This window comes from Rhodanobacter sp. FW106-PBR-R2A-1-15, assembly GCF_058789735.1.
The window spans coordinates 18,169-37,005 of the sequence record NZ_JBYTEM010000018.1; the positions used below are offsets into that span (position 1 = coordinate 18,169).

General features: G+C 70.0%; 8 protein-coding genes. 2 read left to right on the plus strand and 6 right to left on the minus strand.

Annotated features, from left to right (window positions below):
• Nucleotides 1-26: 26 nt before the first annotated feature.
• The 5 genes from AC3WTD_RS10695 to AC3WTD_RS10715 form a co-directional block, all read right to left on the minus strand.
• On the minus strand, nucleotides 27-5,024 hold the full coding sequence (locus tag AC3WTD_RS10695) for an alpha-2-macroglobulin family protein (RefSeq protein WP_492613786.1): 4,998 nt from the start codon (nucleotides 5,022-5,024) through the stop codon (nucleotides 27-29).
• A gap of 80 nt (nucleotides 5,025-5,104) precedes the next feature.
• The gene (locus AC3WTD_RS10700; RefSeq protein WP_492613787.1) at nucleotides 5,105-5,986 is read right to left on the minus strand and encodes an alpha/beta hydrolase; all 882 of its coding nucleotides are present in this window, start codon (nucleotides 5,984-5,986) and stop codon (nucleotides 5,105-5,107) included.
• A 55-nt stretch (nucleotides 5,987-6,041) separates the two neighbouring features.
• The gene (locus AC3WTD_RS10705) at nucleotides 6,042-8,051 is read right to left on the minus strand and encodes a S1 family peptidase (protein WP_492613788.1); all 2,010 of its coding nucleotides are present in this window, start codon (nucleotides 8,049-8,051) and stop codon (nucleotides 6,042-6,044) included.
• A gap of 157 nt (nucleotides 8,052-8,208) precedes the next feature.
• Nucleotides 8,209-10,452, minus strand: coding sequence for a TonB-dependent receptor (locus tag AC3WTD_RS10710; RefSeq protein WP_492613789.1), 2,244 nt, complete (start codon nucleotides 10,450-10,452; stop codon nucleotides 8,209-8,211).
• A 112-nt stretch (nucleotides 10,453-10,564) separates the two neighbouring features.
• The gene (locus AC3WTD_RS10715) at nucleotides 10,565-12,796 is read right to left on the minus strand and encodes a beta-glucosidase family protein (RefSeq protein WP_492613790.1); all 2,232 of its coding nucleotides are present in this window, start codon (nucleotides 12,794-12,796) and stop codon (nucleotides 10,565-10,567) included.
• Nucleotides 12,797-12,939: 143 nt separating this feature from the next.
• On the opposite strand from AC3WTD_RS10715, the gene AC3WTD_RS10720 reads away from it, so the two are divergent.
• Entirely contained in the window at nucleotides 12,940-17,607 is a 4,668-nt protein-coding gene (locus AC3WTD_RS10720) for a DEAD/DEAH box helicase (protein WP_492613791.1), read from the plus strand.
• A gap of 25 nt (nucleotides 17,608-17,632) precedes the next feature.
• A complete protein-coding gene (locus tag AC3WTD_RS10725) occupies nucleotides 17,633-17,767 on the plus strand; it encodes a hypothetical protein (RefSeq protein ID WP_255324818.1) in 135 nt (44 codons plus the stop codon).
• Here the strand turns inward: AC3WTD_RS10725 and AC3WTD_RS10730 are convergent.
• Nucleotides 17,764-18,825, minus strand: coding sequence for an acyltransferase family protein (locus tag AC3WTD_RS10730; protein ID WP_492613792.1), 1,062 nt, complete (start codon nucleotides 18,823-18,825; stop codon nucleotides 17,764-17,766). The genes AC3WTD_RS10725 and AC3WTD_RS10730 overlap by 4 nt on opposite strands.
• Nucleotides 18,826-18,837 lie beyond the last annotated feature (12 nt).

An 18,837-nucleotide genomic window follows, 5' to 3' on the forward strand; every position in this document is an offset into this window, starting at 1 on the left:
TGCAGGCAGGGGGAGGAGCAAAGCGGCTACGGTTCCACCACCGTGATCTTCGCCGGCTCGGCCTTGCCGATGCCGCGCACCGCCGGGCGGTACATATCCTCCACCAGCGGCGGCGGCACGGTGTAGGTGCCCGGGGTCACCGCGCGCACCAGGTAGAACACGCGGGCGGTGTCGCCGCGGCTCAGGTTCAGCGCGGCGGCGTAGCGATCGTCGCGGTATTCCTCGTGCACGATCTGCGCCGCCGCGGCGTGCTGGTCCAGCTCGATGCCGTCGATCACCACGCCGGACCACGACTGCGCGCCGCCGAGGTTGAGGTTCTCCACCTCCAGCCCGCCCGGCAGCAGATCGGTGACCAGCGCGTCGGGGACGTTCATGCGCGCCTCGATGCTCAGCTCGACAATCAGCGTGTCGCCTTCCTTCAGCGGTCCGCCGCTCCACGATTTGCCGTCGGTGGTGAACCAGCTGCGCCGCACGTCGATCTGGCTGGCATCGGCGGCGGGTGCATGCTGCGGGATGCCGGCCACATCGAGGGTGGCGAATACCGCCGCGTCGCTGGTCGGCTGCACGCTGACGCCGGCGCCAAATTCGGCCGCGCTGAGCGTGCGGCTCCACACGCGCTGGTCCGGCGCGGCCTCGGTCTTGCCGTTAACGCTGATCGTGGCGGCCAGCGGCGCGCCGCTTTTCGCGTCGAACGCCGCCGCCACACGCGCGATCGCGGCCTGTTCCTGCGTGCTCAGGTACGACCACGACCAGCGGTAATCGGCAAACTCTTTCTGCCGCACTCGCACGTTCGCGGTGGCGTTGCGCGCCCAGTCGACCAGCTTGGCGTCGTAGGCCGGCTTGCTCATGCCGTAGCTGTGGGTGAGCGCGACCATCAGCGCCAGATCGCGCAGCTCCGAGCCGTAGTCGCCGACGTACCAGGGGCGCTCCTTGCTCCAGGCGAACGCCTCGTCGATCGCCTTCTGCGCGCGCTCGTTGTCACCCATCAACTTGAACGCGATGCCGAGGTGCAGCAGCGGCAGCGGCGCCACCAGCTTCTGTCGCTCGTTGTCGAAGATCGCGCGCAGCGTGCCCAGCGGCGCGCGGTTGACGCGGGCCAGCACGAAGCCGGAGTAGGCCTCGTCGGCGAGGCGCAGGTGGTCGTGCTGCTCGTACTCGTAGTACGGATGGCCGCCAGCGAGCAGGTCGTCATTGAGCCGCTGCAGCGCTTTCTGCAGCACGTCCTGCGGCACCGCGAAACCGGCGTCGCGCGCGTCCAGCATGAAGTCCACCACGTACGGCGTGGTGAAGGTGACGATCGGGCTGCCGCCGCCCCAGAAGCTGAAGTGGCCGTTGCTGGCCTGGAACGAGGCGATCCGCGACAGCGCGCCATCCACCGCGGTCTTGCGCATCGCGTCGCTCATCACTTGCGTACCCAATGCCTTGGCCGTCTGGCCGTCCAGAATCAAGGCGGCGTAGCCCTTGCTGGTGGTCTGCTCGATGCAGCCGTAGGGGTAGCGCAGCATGTCGCGCAGCGCGGCCGCGTACGGCAGCGGCGGCAGGGTGCTCAGGGTGATCCGCGCGTTCACCGTGGCCGGCAGCAGGCCGGCGATCGCGGCGCCGCCGAAGTGCACGGGCTTGCCCGCTTCCAGCGCCAGCGGCGTGGTGCTCACCGTTTCCGGCCAGGCCGGGCGCACCGCGAATTCGAAGTGGCGATCGACCTGGTAGTCGTTCAATTCGGCGTGGATGTCCACCGTCGCCACCGCCGCGCCCGCCTGTGCCGTCACCGGCATTTGCAAGGTGGCGCCGGCGCCATCCTTCAGCGGCACGCTTGGCGTGGCCTTGTTCACCGTGATCGGGCCGCCGCCCTTGACGCTGACCTTCGCCGTGCCGTCCTTGCCGGACAGGTTCTTGAGATCCAGGCTGATCATCGCCCTGTCGCCGGCCGCCATCACCCGCGGCGTGCTCGGCTCGACCACCAGCGGCGCACGCACGGTGACTGCGCCGTCGGCGTTGCCGTAGCGGCTGTCGGTGTACGCCAGCGCGGCCAGGCGCAGGCTGCCGTTGAAGTCGGGCACGTCCACGCGCAACTTCGCCCTGCCCTGCGCATCGAACGCCACCGGGCCAGCGAACAGGTCGACGATCTGCACCTTCGGGTTGAGCCGGGTGGCCTTGGGCAACGCCGCGCCGCTCATGTCGCCGCCATAGCGCAGCCTGGCCTCGGCGCCGTCCATCGCCTCGATGATGCGGCTGTACAGGTCGTACGCATCGACGCCGAGCGCGCGCCTGGCGAACAGCCACGCCCACGCGTCGGGCACCGGATAGCTGGTGATGTTGAGCACGCCCTGGTCGACCGCCGACAGTGTGACGAACGCCTGCTGCCCGGCCAGTCCGCTCGCCTGTACGCCGACCTCGAGCGGGTTGCCCGGGCGCAGCAGCGCGGGCGCGTCGAGCTTCAGCGCGATGCGCCGGTCGTTGCGGTCCATCGCCACGTACTCCACGCCCATCGCGCGCGCCGGCGTGGTGTGCTCGGCCGCCTCGCCGCCGCGGAACACCAGCGCGGTCACGTAGACGTCGTGGCGCTCCCAGTCTTTCGTCACCGGGATCTCGAACACCGCGCCGGCCTTCGCGTCGATGTTCCTCGTGTAGAGCAGATGGTCCGATTCCACCAGCAGCACGCCGGGGCCGGGCTGCGGCGGCGTCACCGTGACCTTCATGCTGTCGCCGGCGCGGTAGCGCGCCTTGTCCAGCGCCAGCTTGACCTTGTCCGGGCGCGCCTCCTTGCCGAGGTTCTGATCGTCCCAGCTGTAGCCGGCGAAGAACGGGAACACCGTGGTGAGCTTCGTGGCCGGGTCGTACACCTCGACCCGGTAGCTGCCCCACTGCACCGGGAACTCCACGTGGGCCGACTTGCCAGCGGCCACGTCGACGTCCTTTTCCTCGATCAGTTGCAAGCGCTGGTTTGCGTTCGACTGCCAGCCGCCGCTGCGCTCGTACAGCCAGTAGAAATCACGCAGTTCGCGCTGCAGGCGCACCTTCAGGTGGCTGCCGGCGACCAGTGCGCCGTCGGCATTCGCCCGCACGATCTCGAAGCCGGCCGGCGCCTCGCTTGCGGCGCCCTGCTTCGGGTCGAACAGCGGGCGCGCGCCAACCAGCGCGTCGGCCGGCCAGTAGGTGCGCTTGAGCAGCCGCGTCACCGCGCGGCCGCCGCTCTCGTACACGCTGCCGGACAGGGTCACCGCCAGCGGCGCAACCGGCTTGACGTCGTCGGGCAGCGCCACGTCCTGCTCCAGCACGCCCTGCGCGTCGAGCTTCGCGTCGACCACGTCGTCGGCGCTCTTCGGCAGCTCGACCGTCGGGTCGCCGAAGAAGGTGTCCTTCATCTGCTCCAGCGGATGCACTTCCGGCGCCACCAGCAGCTTCGCGGTGAAGCGGTTGCCGTCGGCGGGCGCGCCGTACAGGTAGCTGGAGGCGACCTTCAGCTTCAGCGGTTCGTTCGGCGCCAGCCGCGGCTGCGGGCTGGACAGCTCCACCTTCAACCGTTCCGGCAGGAACTCCTCGACGTGGAACGGGAACGCCTGCACGGTCTCCTTGCTGGCGGGGTCGAGGCGGAATTCCAGCTGCCACAGGCCGGTCGGCGCGTCGGCCGGGATCGCCTGGCTCAGCTCGAAGTAGTTCAGCTGCTGCGGCTCCAGCCGCTGCTCGGCGAGCACGCGCCCATCGGGCTGCTTCACGCGCACGAACAGCGACTGCGCCTTCATCGGCTTGCCGTCGAAATCGCGCAGCAGGGCCGAGGCGCGCAGCGTCTCGCCGGGGCGGTACAGGTCGCGTCCGGACCAGGCGTACACCTCGAACGGCGCCTGCCGGCGGCCGCTGATGTCGAAGTTGGACACGTCCAGCGCCGGCCGGTTGAACGGCAGCACCGAAACATCCTTGCCATGGCGCGCCACCAGCACGTCGGAAGCCTTCACCTTGTATGCCAGCAGCGCATCGCCGTCGGCGCCGGTGGTGGCCTTGAGCTTGCTGCGCCCGGCCGCGTCGCGGACCTCGATGTCCACCGCGTTGACCGCGCTGCCGTCGCGCAATGAGGCCACGTGCAGCAGCACGTTGTCGCGGTACACCCGCAGGTGCAAGCCGAGGTCGCTGACGAAGAAGGTAGCGGTGTCGTAGCCCTCCCTGAAGCTGCCGCCGGCCTTGACCACGGCCATGTACACGCCTGGCTGCGCCAGCTCCTTGATGTTCTGCACCGGCAGGTAGGTCACGGTGCGCTCGTTCGGCTCGCCACCCAGCGTGTAGTGGTTGGCGTAGACCGAGTCGGCCAGCTGGGTGATCGGCACGCGGCTGCGCCGGTCGTCACCCTCGCCGCAGCTGTTGTAGTAGGCGACGTCGTGGTCGAGCTCGTAGCTGTCGCGGTGGCCGTTGCGCGGATAGCTGCAGAACAGGTCCGACAGCGCGTCGTCGCGCACGCGGAAGAACTCCACGTCGGCGTCGTGCACGTTCATCGACACCAGCGGCAGGCCGCGCGTGCCGCGCGCCGGCAGCACGCTGCCGTGCGAGGCAAAGCCGACCGCCGCCGGCAGGTTGCCGGAGTACACGTCGTGCTTCACCGCGTGGCCCAGCGTGCGGCCGTCGGCGGCGAGCAGACCGGCCTTCAGCTGCACCGCGTAGCGCGTGTTCGCCTGCACGAACGGGAAGCGCAGCGTCTTGTTGTCGTCGTCGAGGCTCCAGCTGCCGCCGACCACCTCGCCGTTCGGGCCGGTCACCGCGACCAGCGTGTCGAACGCCTGCGCCGAGGCCAGCGCGGCGTTGAAGCGCAGGACCAGCGCGGTGCGCGAATCCGTGGTCTGCGAGCTGGCCGAGACCAGCGCGAACTCCGCCTGCGCCCTGGCCGGCGCGGAGGCGCTGGCGGCCGGCGCACCTTGCAGGGCCGGCTTGCCGTTGTCGGGGCCGCGATGGCAGGCCGCCAGCAGCAGGCCCAGCAGCAAGGCAATCAGCGCGCGCGACCACACCCGGCGCGAAAGGCACTCGTACGATCGACGCGACATGCAACCTTCTCCCCATAGGTTGGTGGAGAGTATCGCCGGAATTCATGGCAGGCCGGAGGCGCGGATCGGGCGCGCGGCTTTCAGCGGTGTGGCGCCGGCGCGTCCTGCCGGCCCAGCCAGTCGCCCAGCTGCATCAGCACCTGACCGCGGCCCGGTTCGTTCTCGTTGAACAGCTCGTGGTACAGCAGCGAGAAGAAGCGCGTGGTGAGCTGCCCGGTCGATGTCGCCTGGCGGGCGAACTCGCGGCTGCCGGATGGGTCCACGATGCCGTCGCCATCGGCCACCAGCAGCAGGGTCGGCAGCGCCAGACGGGCGGCGTCGGCGATGCATGCGGCGCCGGCGCGAAAGATGAAGTCGGCCAGCCGCGGGGTGATCCAGCCGTGGCGCAGCGGGTCGCGGCGGTAGTCGGCCACCACCTGGCGATCGTGCGAGAGCTGGTCGAAATCCAGCCCGTTGCGCAGCGGCAGGTTTGGCGCGACGCGGGCGAGCAGCCGCGCCAGCGCTATCATCCGCGGCGACTCGCAGGTACGCAGCGCCGGCGACGACAGCAGCAGCGCCAGCGGCTCGACGCGGCCGTCCAGCACGGCGCGCACGGCCACCAGGCCGCCCATGCTGTGGCCGAGCAGCAGCGGCGGATGCGGCAGGCCGCCGGCGTAGTCGTAATAGACGGTGGCCAGATCCTCCAGCAGATCGTCGCCATGGCGTAGGCCGCCGCGACGGCCCGGGCTCCGACCGTGGCCGCGCTGGTCGTAGCCGCGCACGGCGTAACCGCGCTGGTTAAACCAAGCCGCCAGGCGCTGGTAACGGCCGCTGTGCTCGCCCAGCCCGTGCACCAGCAGCACCGCGCCGCGCGCGCCGGCCAGCGGCCAGTCGCGCAGGAACAGCTGCTGGCCATCGGCCATGGCGAGCCAGGCGGTGGGTTCGGTGCCGTCCGCCGGACGGTTCTGCAGTACCGCGTGCATGGTGGTTCCGCGTCTGTTTCCCTGCCCGGCGCCGCCGTGGGCGCCGGCGCAGGCATCAATGTTCGGTGACCTGCATGTCCTTGGTCAGCAGGTCGAGCTTGCCCTTCATGTCGGCCTGGGGCTGCGTGCCCGCGGTGCCGTAGAAGGCGGTGTACAGCACCGTGGACGGCTGCCCGGCCGGGGCGGCCGGGGCGACCACGACGTTGATCTTCATCAGGTCGTTCTCGTAGCGCGCCACGCCATTGTAGGGATACTCGCGCGCCGACAGCTTGCGCCAGCGGCTGCTCAAGTCATCGTCCAGCCCGGGCGGCGGCGCCACATAACGCTGCACGTTGACGTTGTTGTGGTCGTCGGAGGCGGTGTCCTTCCACACGTTCACGTCGCCCACGTCCCATACCGGCTTGCCGTCGTCCAGGAAGAAACGGAAGCCGAGCCACAGCAGGTTGTCCGGCTTGATCGCCTGCACCGCGGACGGGTAGGCGAAGCGCAGCCGCTGCGAGGCGTAGCTGAAGCGGCGGTCGTAGTCGAAGCCGATGTGGATGTTCTTGAACGCGGCCGGCTGCAAGGCCGGGTGAGCGAGGAAGTCCTTCCATTGCGCCAGCGTGCCCTGGTAGGTGACGTGGACGAAGCTGCTCATCTCGTCCAGGTCCAGCATGCTGTCGTACTCGTGGGAGGGCGGCGTGAAGCGCACCAGCATCACGCTGCCGTCCGGCACCGGCAGCGTATACGCCACCACCAGCGCATTCGCGTAAGGCAGCGTCCACACGCCGACATGCCACGGCCGCTGCCAGCGGTCGAGGCGGGTCGATTCGCGCACTGGCTTGCCCAGCGAGGTGATCTTGACCTTCTCGCCGGCAACCTCGCGCTGGAACATGCCGGTGCGCGCCAGCAGGTCCATGCGCGACTTCGCGTCGCCATAGAACGTTGCCGCGGCCACCCCGTCGGGCCGGCGCAGGCGGACCAGGCCATTGCGCGCCACCCCGCCGGTGGCCACATAGCCGTTGCCGTCCAGCGCGAAACGCTGCGCCTGTCCGCCGGCGCGCCGCCATTCGCCGTCGGTGCCGCGCACGATCAGCGTGGGAAAGCCGTCCAGTTGTGTCTGCTGGTGCAGCAGCCGCGCCGAGCCCACGCCGTTCGGAAACAGGTTGGCGGACTCCTTCGCCAGCAGCGCCTTCAGCTGCGTGTCGCTGTTGGCGTCCATGCGGGCCTGGTACTCGCGGTAGAAATCGCCCAGGCCGACCGGCAGCGCGAACTGCGCCTTGAGCCGGTCGTTCTGCACGGTGTCGAACAGGTCGATCTGGTAGGTGACGCGCGTATCCATCACCGCCTTGCCGGCGGGCGCATCCAGCACCTCGCGGATCGGCAGCGCGTAGTTGAGGTTCTCGTTGGCCGACTTCATCAGCACCACGCCGATCAGCTTGCCATCCTTGCCGAGCAGCGGGCCGCCGCTGTTGCCAGGCGAGGCGGCGGCGGAGAAGCGCATCCATTTCCAGGCGCCGTCCTGCTGCTCCGGCGTGTCGGAGGTGTACAGACCGTCGCGGATCACCACGCCGGTGCCCAGCGCATTGCCCACCGCGTAGACCACCTGGTTGAGCGCGGGGCTGGCGTCGAGCTCCGACGCGGCGTCGCCCGCCGGCGGCTGCGCCAGGGAGAACACCACGAAATCCTTGCCCAGCGAGAACTTCTCGATCTTGCCGATCGGGTACACGCGACCGGCGGCGTCGCGCAGTTGGGGCGGTCCCCACAGGCTGTCCACGCCGGCCAGCAGCACGTGCGCGGCGGTGACGTAGCGGTTGTGGCCGATCGCGAACGCGGTGCCGATGGAGTAGTACTTGTCGGTACGCTCCTGGTAGGGCAGCAGCTCCAGCGGCAGCGGCCGCTCGTAGCTCAGCGGGTCGACGGCCGGCTTGGCCTGCACCACCTCGAAGGTGGCCGCCTGGATCTTCGGCAGCAGCGCCGGATCGAGGCTGGCCGCCCGTGCCGTCGACATCCCCGCCAGGCCCAGGCCACACAGCAGCACCAGCATGCCGAGACGGCGGGTCGCTCCCCCACACCATGTACGCATAGATTTCCCTTGCACCGGGGCACCGCCAGCGGACTCCCCTCGGCATCCTCGCAGCAGCGGCCGGCCTGCATCTTGGCATGGCCGCGCGCCGCTTGCATGGCGGGCGCGGGCGGGATACCGATGCCCCGTCGCGCGACGGGGCATCGGCGCACCCGATTTACAGCTCGGCGCGGAACTCCACGCCGATCACGCGCGGGTCGTTGACGAACGCGGTGCGATTGTTGAAGTCGATCGCGCCGGTGATCGCCTGCTTGTCGGTGATGTTGCGGCCGTACAGGGCGACCTCGCGGCGGCCGTAGTCCCAGTTGTAGCCCAGCCGCACGCCGCCTTCCAGCAGCGCCTTGCCCTTGAATTCGGCCGAGTCGTACAGGAAGAAGTTCACTTCGCTGCGGTAGTTCCAGTCGGTGTAGACGAAGAACTCGCCGCCGTCGCCGTACGGGATGCCGTAGCGCGCGGTGAGGGTGCCGATCCACTTCGGCGCGTTCGGCAGGGTGTTGCCGTCGACCAACGCGTTGCCCGCGGCGTTGAGCGGGTCGAGCACGGTGCAGCCGGAGCCGCACACCGCCACCGCCAGGCCCGGGTCCTTCAGCTTGGTGAAGTTGTAGCTGCCGCCAGCGGTGAGCACGAAGTTCGGGGTGAGGTAGGCCTCCAGGTCGAACTCGGCGCCGTAGCCCTGGGTCTTCTTCGCGTTGATCAGGCGGGTGACGTTGATGTCGCCGCCGACCGCGGTGAGCTGCTGGTTGTGCATGTTGTAGCTGTAGACATCCGCGTTGAAGCGCACGTGGTTGTCCATGCCGGTGGTCTTCACGCCCAGCTCGTAGCTGGTGATCGTCTCGGGCCTGGCCTGCGAGATGAAGTCGGCGAACAGCACGCGGCCCTGCACGCTGGGTGCGCGGAAGCCGTTGGCGACACGCGCGTAGACGTTGACGTTCGGATTCAGCGTCCAGGTGCCGGTGAGGTCGCCGCTCCAGCGCGCGTCGTGCGGCTGCGCGGTCTGCCGCAACGGGCCGCCGCCGATCGGCGATAGCACGCGGTCCACCTTGAAATCACGCGAGTCATGCGACCAGCGCGCGCCGGCACGCAGCTCGAAGTCGTCGGCGAGCTGGTAGTTGGCCGAGCCGAACAGCGCCCACGCCTTGGTGCGCTGGGTCTGCCTGGCGTAGCCATCCAGCGCGTGGTTGTTGAAGGTGGCGTAGTCGAAGTTGCTGATCGCGATGTCTTCGTCGAAGTAATACGCGCCGACCTGCCAGTTGAGCTTGTCCTGGCCGTTGCTGGCCAGGCGGAATTCCTGGGTGATCTGGCGGTCGCGCGGCAGCGCGTCGGCGGTCTCGACCGGGAACGGGATGAAGCCAGGCCCCATCGGCTGATGGAACACCGCGCCATAGCCGCCGTCGACGTCGCCGAGGCTGTAGGTGGTGGCGCGCTCCAGCCCGGTGATCGAGGTGAAGGTCAGGCCGCCCAGGTTCCACGCCAGGTGCAGGTTGCTGCCCCAGCTGAACAGGTGCTGCTTGTTGCGGCCGTCCTGCGCCACCTTGTCGCGGTCGAAGCCGGGCACGAAGCTGGGGCTGCCCAGCTCGATCGCATTGGCGCGGTTGACCATCGCGCTGCCGTCCAGCCAGCGCGCGTGGCCGTTGAGCAGCGCGCTGAAGCCGTCGTTCTCGTACAACACCTGCAGCCGCACGGCGCGGTCGTTGTAGCCTCCCAGCGCGTCCTTCCGGCCGGTGAAGGTGTTGTCGATCCAGCCGTCGCGGTGCTGCGCCAGCACGGAGATGCGGCCGGACCAGTGCCTGCCCAGCGCGCCGCCCAGCGCGGCCTCGGCGTTGGCGGTGCCGAGCGAGCCGTACGAAACGCGGGCGTAGCCGCTGGTTTCCTGGCTGGGCCGCACCGACTCGAACTTGATCACACCGGCCGGCGAGTTGCGCCCGAACAGGGTGCCTTGCGGGCCGCGCAGCACTTCGACCTGGGCCAGGTCGAACAACGGGAAGCCCTTCAGGATCGGGTTCTCCTGCACGATGTCGTCGTACACCATCGACACCGGCTGCGAGGCGTTCAGGTCGAAGTCGCTGTTGCCCAGACCGCGGATGTAGAAACGCGGGAACTCGCGGCCGTAGGAGGTCTCGGCGTACACGCTGGGTGCGCGCGAGGCGAGCTGCAGCACGGTGTCGCCGGACTGGCCGAACGCCTCCAGCTTGTCCGGCGTCAGCACGGTCAGCGCCATCGGCACCTTCTGCATGTTCTCCACCCGCTTCGAGGCGGTGACGTTGACCGTCTGCAGTTCGGTGGTCTTGGCGGGCGGCGATTTGGTCGGCGCGGCTTGCTGCGCCATGGCGGCGTCCAGCGGCAGCGCGGCGGCAATGCAGGCAGCGAGTACGGCGAGACGCAACGAAGTGGCGGCGTGCATGGTCGGTCCTTGGATGGCGGGAGGGAGGACGCCGCGACCGGTCCCCGCCGGCGCGTGTCGTCGCCGTATTGTCATACAGCCGACTTCGTTGTGAAAGCGAAATGCCGGCCGGTCAGCGCTGTGCGCCGGCGGGGAACACCGCCGGCAGGCGCAGTTCCGCGCGCTGTTCGATCTGCGCGGACGAGTGTCCGAGCAGCAGCCGGTAGCTGCCGGCGGCGACGCGCCAGCCGTGGCCGTGGTCGTCATAGTGCGCGAAACGCACTGCCGGCAGCGCCAGCCGGACCCGTTGCGTCTGCCCCGGCTGCAGCGCCACCTTCTGCCAGCCGACCAGCCGCGACACCTGTTCGCCGGGCAGCTGCACGTAGAGCTGCGGTACGTCGGCGCCGGCGCGCTTGCCAGTATTGGTGACCGCGAATGACGCGGTCACCACGCCGGCCGCATCCGTGGTGACGGTCAGCGGGCCGTAGCCGAAGGTGGTGTAGCCGAGGCCGTAGCCGAACGGGAACAGCGGCTCGCTGCCGCGGCGCTGGAACCAGCGGTAGCCGACGTCGGCGCCCTCGATGTCGTAGTCGACCGTGTCGGCGGGCTGGCCCTGCGGCGGCAGGCCGATCGCGGCCAGGCCGGCGCCGGCGATGACCGGGCGCGGCAGCTGCGACTCGTCGCGCGGCCAGCTGAGCGGCAGCCGACCGGACGGATCCACTTCGCCGAACAGCAGCCGCGCGATCGCCTCGCCACCGGCGTTGCCGGGGTACCAGGCCTCCAGCACCGCCGCGGTCTGCCCCAGCCACGGCATCGCCAGCGGGCCGTTGTTCTCCAGCACCACCACGGTGTGCGGGTTGGCCCTGGCGACGGCGGCGACCAGCGCGTCCTGGTTGCCGTCCAGCGCCATGCCTGGACGGTCGAACGACTCGGCCGCCCACTGCTGCACGAACACCACCGCCACCTCGGACGACGCGGCCAGCTTCGCCGCGGCCGCGATGTCCTCGCCGCTGGCGTAGCTGGCCTTGCCGCCGATACGGCGGGCGATCGCCGCCAGCGGCGCGGACGGGTGGTACATCACCGGACCCGGCCACACGGTCGGCGCCAGCCCCGGCACCGCATTGCCACCCGGCACGGTCACCGCCGACGAACCGCCGCCGGCCAGCACGCCCTTGTCCGCGTGTGCCCCGATCACCGCCACCGACTTCAGCGTGCGCGCCAGCGGCAGCAAGCCATCCTGGTTGCGCAGCAACACCGCGCCGGCCTCGGCGGCGTACTGCGCCACCTTCGCGTCGGCGGCGTAATCGATCGGCGCTGCCTTGGCGGGGTGGTCGATCGCGCCAACCGCGAACAGGCTGCGCAGGATGCGCTGCACCATGTCGTCCAGCCGCGCCTGCGGCACCTCGCCCTTGGCGATCGCCTCACGCAGCGGCGCGGCGAAGAACACCTGCGGGTCGAACGTCTCGCCGGCCGATTGCTGGTCCAGCCCGGCCAGCGCCGACTTCGCCGCGCTGTGCACCGCGCCCCAGTCGGACATCACGAAACCCTGGTAGCCCCACTCGCGCTTGAGCACCTGGTCGAGCAGCCATGCGTTCTCGCAGGCATAGGTGCCGTTGACGCGGTTGTAGGCGCACATCACCGAGCCCGGCTCGCCGATGCCCAGCGCGATCTCGAACGCGCGCAGGTCCGATTCGCGCGCGGCGACCGGATCGAGCTTCGCGTTCATCGTGTTGCGGGCGGTTTCCAGGTCATTGATGGCGTAGTGCTTGACGGTGGACACCACGTGCTGCGACTGCACTCCGCGCACCGTGTGGCCGACCATCACGCCGGCCAGCAGCGGGTCTTCGCCGGCGTACTCGAAGTTGCGGCCGTTGCGCGGGTCGCGGGTCAGGTTGACGCCGCCGGCCAGCAGCACGTTGAAGCCCTTGCGGTGGGCCTCGTGGCCGATCATCGCGCCGCCGGCCTCGGCCACCGCCGGATCCCAGCTGGCCGCCGTGGCCAGGCCGGACGGCAGCGCCGTGGCGACGTCGTGGCTGTGCGCGTTGAGCGGGCGCGCCACGCCCAGCCCCGCGTCGGTCTCCTGCAGCGCCGGCAGGCCCAGCCGCGCGAACGCCGGCGTGCAACCCGCCGAACCGAGCGCGCAGGCCGGCGCCGGCTTGCCGTCGGAGGCGCTGCCGTAGGCGGTGGTGATCAGCTGGAACTTCTCGTCCTGGCTCATCGCCTGCACCACCAGCGCGGCGCGCGCATCAGGCGACAGCGAAGCGTTCATCCAGGGTCGCGCCGGCGGTTCCCCGGCCGCCGTGGCAGTGGCGACCACGGCGAGGGCGAAAGCATAGGCGGACAGACGGCGCGGACAACGGGACATGGGCGACCTCGGACGAAGAAGGAAGGCGGCTGACGGCTATGCGCAGAGTGCTGACGTAACGTTTTCAGCGCAAGCCACTGGCGTCACGAGCCGGCGCTTCGCGCTTGCGTGCAGCACCGATGGTACCCATCTTTCGCAGAATCATGTCGCCCTCGCTCGCCGATTTCCATCCTGCCGTCGCCGCCTGGTTCCGCGGCGCGTTCGCCGCACCTACCGCGGCGCAGGCCGCCGCGTGGCCGTCGATCCGCGCCGGAGCGCACACCCTGGTCGCCGCGCCGACCGGCTCGGGCAAGACGCTGACCGCGTTCCTCGCCGCCATCGACGAACTGGTGCGCGAGGGCGTGGCGCACGACGGCACGCTGGCCGACGCCACCACGGTGCTCTACGTGTCGCCGCTGAAGGCGCTGTCGAACGACATCCACGTCAATCTGGAAGCGCCGCTGGAAGGCATCCGCGCGGAACTGGAAAAACTCGGCCTGCCCGACGTGGCGATCCGCACCGCGGTGCGCACCGGCGACACCCCGCAGGCGGAGCGCAACCTGCTGCGCAAGCTGCCGCCGCACATCCTGGTGACCACGCCGGAGTCGTTGTACGTGCTGCTCGGCTCGGCCTCGGGGCGCGCCATGCTTGCCGGCGTGCGCACGGTGATCGTGGACGAGATCCACGCCATCGCCGGCAGCAAGCGCGGTTCGCACCTGGCGCTGTCGCTGGAGCGGCTGGAATCGCTGTGCCAGCGGCGGTTGCTGCGGATCGGGCTGTCGGCAACGCAGAAGCCCATAGAGAAAGTTGCCGACTTTTTAGTCGGAGCTCAACATTCCCTTCTCCCTCCGGGAGAAGGTGCCCGCAGGGCGGATGAGGGTTCGGGGTCGCCGCGAGGCAACAACAAGGTGGCTACCCAATGTAGCTTCCCCGCGAGCACCCGCCCCTCACCTCAATCCTCTCCCCCAAATGAAATTGGAGCCGGGGGAGAGGAGACGAACGCAAGAAGCGATGTCACCATCATAAACACAGGCCACACCCGCCCCCGCGACCTCGCCATCGAAGTTCCGCCCGTCCCGCTCGACGCGGTGATGTCCAACGACGCCTGGGAGCTGGTCTACGACCGCCTCGCCCAGCTGGTGCGCGCGCACCGCACCACCCTGGTCTTCGTCAACACCCGGCGGATGGCCGAGCGCGCCACTCGGCACCTGTCCGAGCGACTGGGCAAGGAACACGTGGCGGCGCACCACGGCAGCCTGGCGAAGGAGCTGCGATTGGACGCCGAGCAGCGATTGAAGCGCGGCGAGCTCAAGGTGCTGGTGGCCACCGCCTCGCTGGAGCTGGGCATCGACATCGGCGAGGTCGACCTGGTCTGCCAGCTCGGCTCGCCGCGCTCGATCGCCGCGTTCCTGCAGCGCGCCGGCCGTTCCGGCCACAGCATCGACGGCACGCCGAAGGCGCGGCTGTTCCCGGCCACCCGCGACGACCTGGTCGAATGCACCGCCCTGCTCGACTGCGTGCGCCGCGGCGAACTGGACGCACTGGTGATGCCGCCGCAGCCGCTCGACGTGCTGGCCCAGCAGATCGTGGCCGAGGTGGCCTGCAGCGAGTGGGACGAGGACGCGCTGTACACGCTGGTGCGCCGCGCGCATCCCTACCGCGAGCTCGCCCGCAGCGAATTCGACGCGGTGGTGCGCATGCTGGCCGAAGGCTTCACCACCCGCCAGGGTCCGCGTGCGGCCTACATCCATCGCGACGCGGTGAACCGCCAGCTGCGCCCGCGGCGCAGCGCGCGGCTCACCGCACTGACCTCCGGCGGCACCATTCCCGACACCGCCGACTACAAGGTGGTGCTGGAGCCGCAGGCGATCATCGTGGGCACGGTGAACGAGGATTTCGCGGTCGAGAGCATGGCCGGCGACATCTTCCAGCTCGGCAACGCCAGCTACCGCATCCAGCGCGTCGAGCGCGACCGGCTGCGCGTGGAGGACGCGCACGGTGCGCCGCCGAGCATCCCGTTCTGGCTGGGCGAGGCGCCGGGGCGTAGCGACGAATTGTCGTTCGGCGTGTCGCGGCTGCGCGAGGAGATTTCCGCACTACTTGAGCCCCTCTCCCCTTGGGAGAGGGGTTGGGGTGGGGGTACGGGCGAAGCCATTAACCCCCATGCTCCGGGCGTACCCTCACCCCCAGCCCCTCTCCCGCAGGGAGAGGGGAGCAACGCCCGCGCGCTCGCATGGCTCCGCGACGAACTCGGCCTGGCCGAAGCCGCCGCCCAGCAACTCGTCGATTACCTCGCCCGCGCCAAGGCCGCGCTCGGCGTGCTGCCCAGCCAGCACACCCTGGTGCTGGAGCGCTTCTTCGACGAATCCGGCGGCACCCAGCTGGTAATCCACACGCCGTGGGGCAGCCGCATCAACCGTGCCTGGGGGCTGGCACTGCGCAAGCGTTTCTGCCGCCAGTTCAACTTCGAACTGCAGGCGGCGGCGACCGAGGACGCGATCGTGCTGTCGCTGTCCACCAGCCACAGTTTCCCACTGGAGGAAGTGGCGCACTACTTGCACTCGAACAGCGCCGAGCACGTGCTGGTGCAGGCTCTGCTCGACGCCCCGCTGTTTCCCGCGCGCTGGCGCTGGAATGCGGTGACCGCGCTGGCGCTGCCGCGCTTCACCGGCGGCAAGAAGACCCCGCCGCCGCTGCAGCGCATGAAGAGCGAGGACCTGCTCGCCGCAGTGTTCCCCGACCAGGTCGCCTGCCTGGAGAACATCGTGGGCGAGCGCGAGGTGCCGGACCACCCGCTGGTCAACCAGACCCTGCACGACTGCCTGCGCGAGGCGATGGACGTGGACGGCCTGCTGGCGATCCTGCGCAAGCTGGAGGCCGACGAGATCGCCATCGTGGCGCGCGACCTCACCGCGCCCAGCCCGCTGGCCGCCGAAGTATTGAACGCCGCACCGTACGCGTTCCTCGACGACGCACCGCTGGAGGAGCGCCGCACCCAGGCGGTACAGACGCGCCGCTGGAACGGCGCCGACAGCGCCGACGACCTCGGCCGGCTCGACCCGGAGACGATCGCCGCGGTGCGCGCGGAAGCCTGGCCGCAGGCGCGCGATGCCGACGAAATGCACGAGGCGCTGACCTTGCTGGGCTTCGTCACCCTCACGGAAGTCGACGCCAACCGCGGCTGGGACGAGCGACTGCAGGCGCTCGCCAAGGCAAAGCGAGCGACCCGCCTCACTGTAGGAGCGCACTCTGTGCGCGATGCTTCTCCGCCTGGTGACGAAGAGCGATCGCGCACCGAACCTGCCCCGGACTCGATCCGGGGGTGCGCTCCTACAGAGATATGGACGTGCGCGGAGAGCCTGCCGCTGTGGCAAACGCTGCATTCCACCGCCGCCATGCAGCCGCCGATCGCCGCACCCGCCGAGTACGCCGCGCAGGCGTGGTCGCGCGGGGACGCCGTGCTGGAACTGGTGCGCCATCGCCTCGGCGGACTCGGCCCAGTCACCGCGAATACCCTGGCCACCTCATTGGCCATCGATAGGGGCGAGGTCGAACAGGCCCTGCTGCGCCTGCAGTCCGAAGGCTACGTGATGCAGGGTCGCTTCAGCACCGATGCCGCTGACACCGAATGGTGCGAACGCCACCTGCTGGCGCGCATCCATCGCTACACCATCGGCCGGCTGCGCCGCGAGATCGAGCCGGTCAGCCGGCGCGCGCTGATGCGCTTCCTGTTCGACTGGCAACATGTGTCGGCGGCCACCCGACTGAGCGGACCGGACGCACTGGCCGCCACGCTGGCGCAGCTGGAAGGCTACGAGGCGGCAGCCGGTGCGTGGGAGAGCGAGCTGCTGCCGGCGCGCATCGCGGACTATGCGATCCACTGGCTGGACGAGCTGTGCCGCGCCGGCCGCATCGGCTGGGTGCGCCTGCGCACCGGCAGCGGCGGTGGCGGCGGCCCGGTGCGCAGCACGCCGATCGTGCTTTTGCCGCGGCGTGGAATGGCCGTCTGGACGTCCGTGGCCGCGGGCGACCCGCAAGAGATCCTGCTGTCATCGCGCGCCCAGGCCGTCGCCGATGCGTTGCGCGAACACGGCGCGCTGTTCTTCGACGAACTGCTTGCCGACACCCGCCTGCTGCGCACCGAGCTGGAGGACGCGCTGGGCGAACTGGTCGCCGCCGGCCGGATCAGCGCCGACAGCTTCGCCGGCCTGCGCGCCCTGCTGCTTCCAGCGGCGAAGCGCGAAGGCGGGCGGCATCGCCGGCTGCGTCGGCACCAGCTCAGCGGCATCGAGGATGCGGGACGCTGGGCGCTGGCGCGCGGCACGACGACGGGCAAGGCCGAACCCGAGGCGATCGAACACATCGCCCGCAGCCTGCTGCGCCGCTACGGCGTAGTGTTCTGGAAGTTGCTGGAACGCGAGGCGCCGTGGCTGCCGTCGTGGCGTGAGTTGCTGCGCGTTTACCACCGGCTGGAGGCGCGCGGCGAAATCCGCGGCGGCCGTTTCGTCGAAGGCCTGGTCGGCGAGCAGTTCGCCCTGCCCGAGGCGATCGCGCCGCTGCGCGCGGTGCGCTCGCGCGCGGACGACGGCGAACTGGTCTGCCTCAGCGGCTGCGATCCGCTGAACCTGGTCGGCACCGTGCTGGCCGGCGACAAGGTGCCGGCACTGGCCGGCGCGCGCGTGCTATACCGCGACGGCATGCCGATCGCCGCGCTCGTCGCCGGCAAGCCGACGCCGTTGATCGAGCTCTCCCTCGCCGACACCCAGCTGGCGAAGCACGCGCTGCTGCGCCACCCGCCCTCGCTGCCGGAAAGCTCGGCCATCGCCCGCTGACACGGGTTGCCTGCCGGTCCTGCTGTTGTTTCCGCTGGGATTCGGCGTCGGCTACCTGTTCGCCGGCAACAACGGCGCCTTGTGGGACGCCGGTGCCGGCCTGCTGCTGGGCTTGCTGTCGATGGCCCTGTTCGTCAAGGCGCTACGCGGACGTCGCTAGAGCTTGAGATGGATACGTCGCCGATCCATCGCCCACACGATCAGCCACCACAACGCCACGAACACCACCGCGAAGGCCAGCGACGGCACGTACGGGCCGAAGCGCGGCGTCATCCAGCGGGCGAACAGGTGCTGGTAGAGCGGCTCCTGCCAGCCCAGCGCGGGCAGCGCGATCTGCATCAGTTCGGAACCGGCATAGGCGGCGATCGCGTTGACGCCGAAGCGGCGGCCCCATGCCGCCCAGCCGCGCCGGTCGATAAGTGCATGGAACGCCAGCAGTGCCAGCGTGGCCCAACCGGTGGTCCACAGCACGAACGAGGGCGTCCACAGGTTCTTGTTGAGCGGCAGCCACAGAGGCCACAGCGCGCCGAGCAGCAGGCACGCGGCACCGGCCAGCAGCAGGTTCCGGAGTTTATCGCGGCGCAGCCAGCAACCCATGCGCAGCCCGAGCAAGGTGCCGGCCAGCGATGGCAAGGTGGAGAGCAGGCCTTCCGGATCGTGGCCGCGGCCAGTCGCCGGATCGATCAGGTAGACGAAGCGGCCGAACACCGCACTGTCGACGCGACTGACGATGTTCGTCCACGGCTCCAGCGATCCACCGAGCAGGAGCAAACCCCAGTAACCGAGCAGCAGCGCCGCGATCGCCCACCACTGCGTGCGCGGTTTCGTATAGATCGCGAACAGCGCCACGCCGGCAAAGCACAGCGCGATCCGCTGCAGCACGCCGGGGAATCGCAGGTGCGCCTGCGGCAGCCACCACGCCGCCAGCAGGCTGATCGCCACGCCGAGCGCGAGGATGCGCAAGGCACGCCACATCGCGGCGCGGCTCAGCGCGGACGGCGAAGCGCCCTGCTCCAGCCGCGGCAGGATCGCCAGCGCCACCGACACGCCGACCACGAACAGGAAGAACGGAAACACCAGGTCGGTCGGCGTGCAGCCGTTCCACGCAGCGTGCTCCAGCGGCCAGTAGACATGCTCCCAGTCGCCCGGGTCGTTGACCAGCAGCATCGCTGCCACGGTGCAGCCGCGCAGGGCGTCGAGCGAGGCGAGACGCTTCATGCAGAACGAAAG

Excerpts from the sequence above, each read along its gene's own strand:
- AC3WTD_RS10695 (WP_492613786.1), bottom strand. The coding sequence starts at position 5,024 with ATGTCGCGTCGATCGTACGAGTGCCTTTCGCGCCGGGTGTGGTCGCGC.
- AC3WTD_RS10700 (WP_492613787.1), bottom strand. The coding sequence starts at position 5,986 with ATGCACGCGGTACTGCAGAACCGTCCGGCGGACGGCACCGAACCCACC.
- AC3WTD_RS10705 (WP_492613788.1), bottom strand. The coding sequence starts at position 8,051 with ATGCGTACATGGTGTGGGGGAGCGACCCGCCGTCTCGGCATGCTGGTG.
- AC3WTD_RS10710 (WP_492613789.1), bottom strand. The coding sequence starts at position 10,452 with ATGCACGCCGCCACTTCGTTGCGTCTCGCCGTACTCGCTGCCTGCATT.
- AC3WTD_RS10715 (WP_492613790.1), bottom strand. The coding sequence starts at position 12,796 with ATGTCCCGTTGTCCGCGCCGTCTGTCCGCCTATGCTTTCGCCCTCGCC.
- AC3WTD_RS10720 (WP_492613791.1), top strand. The coding sequence starts at position 12,940 with ATGTCGCCCTCGCTCGCCGATTTCCATCCTGCCGTCGCCGCCTGGTTC.
- AC3WTD_RS10730 (WP_492613792.1), bottom strand. The coding sequence starts at position 18,825 with ATGAAGCGTCTCGCCTCGCTCGACGCCCTGCGCGGCTGCACCGTGGCA.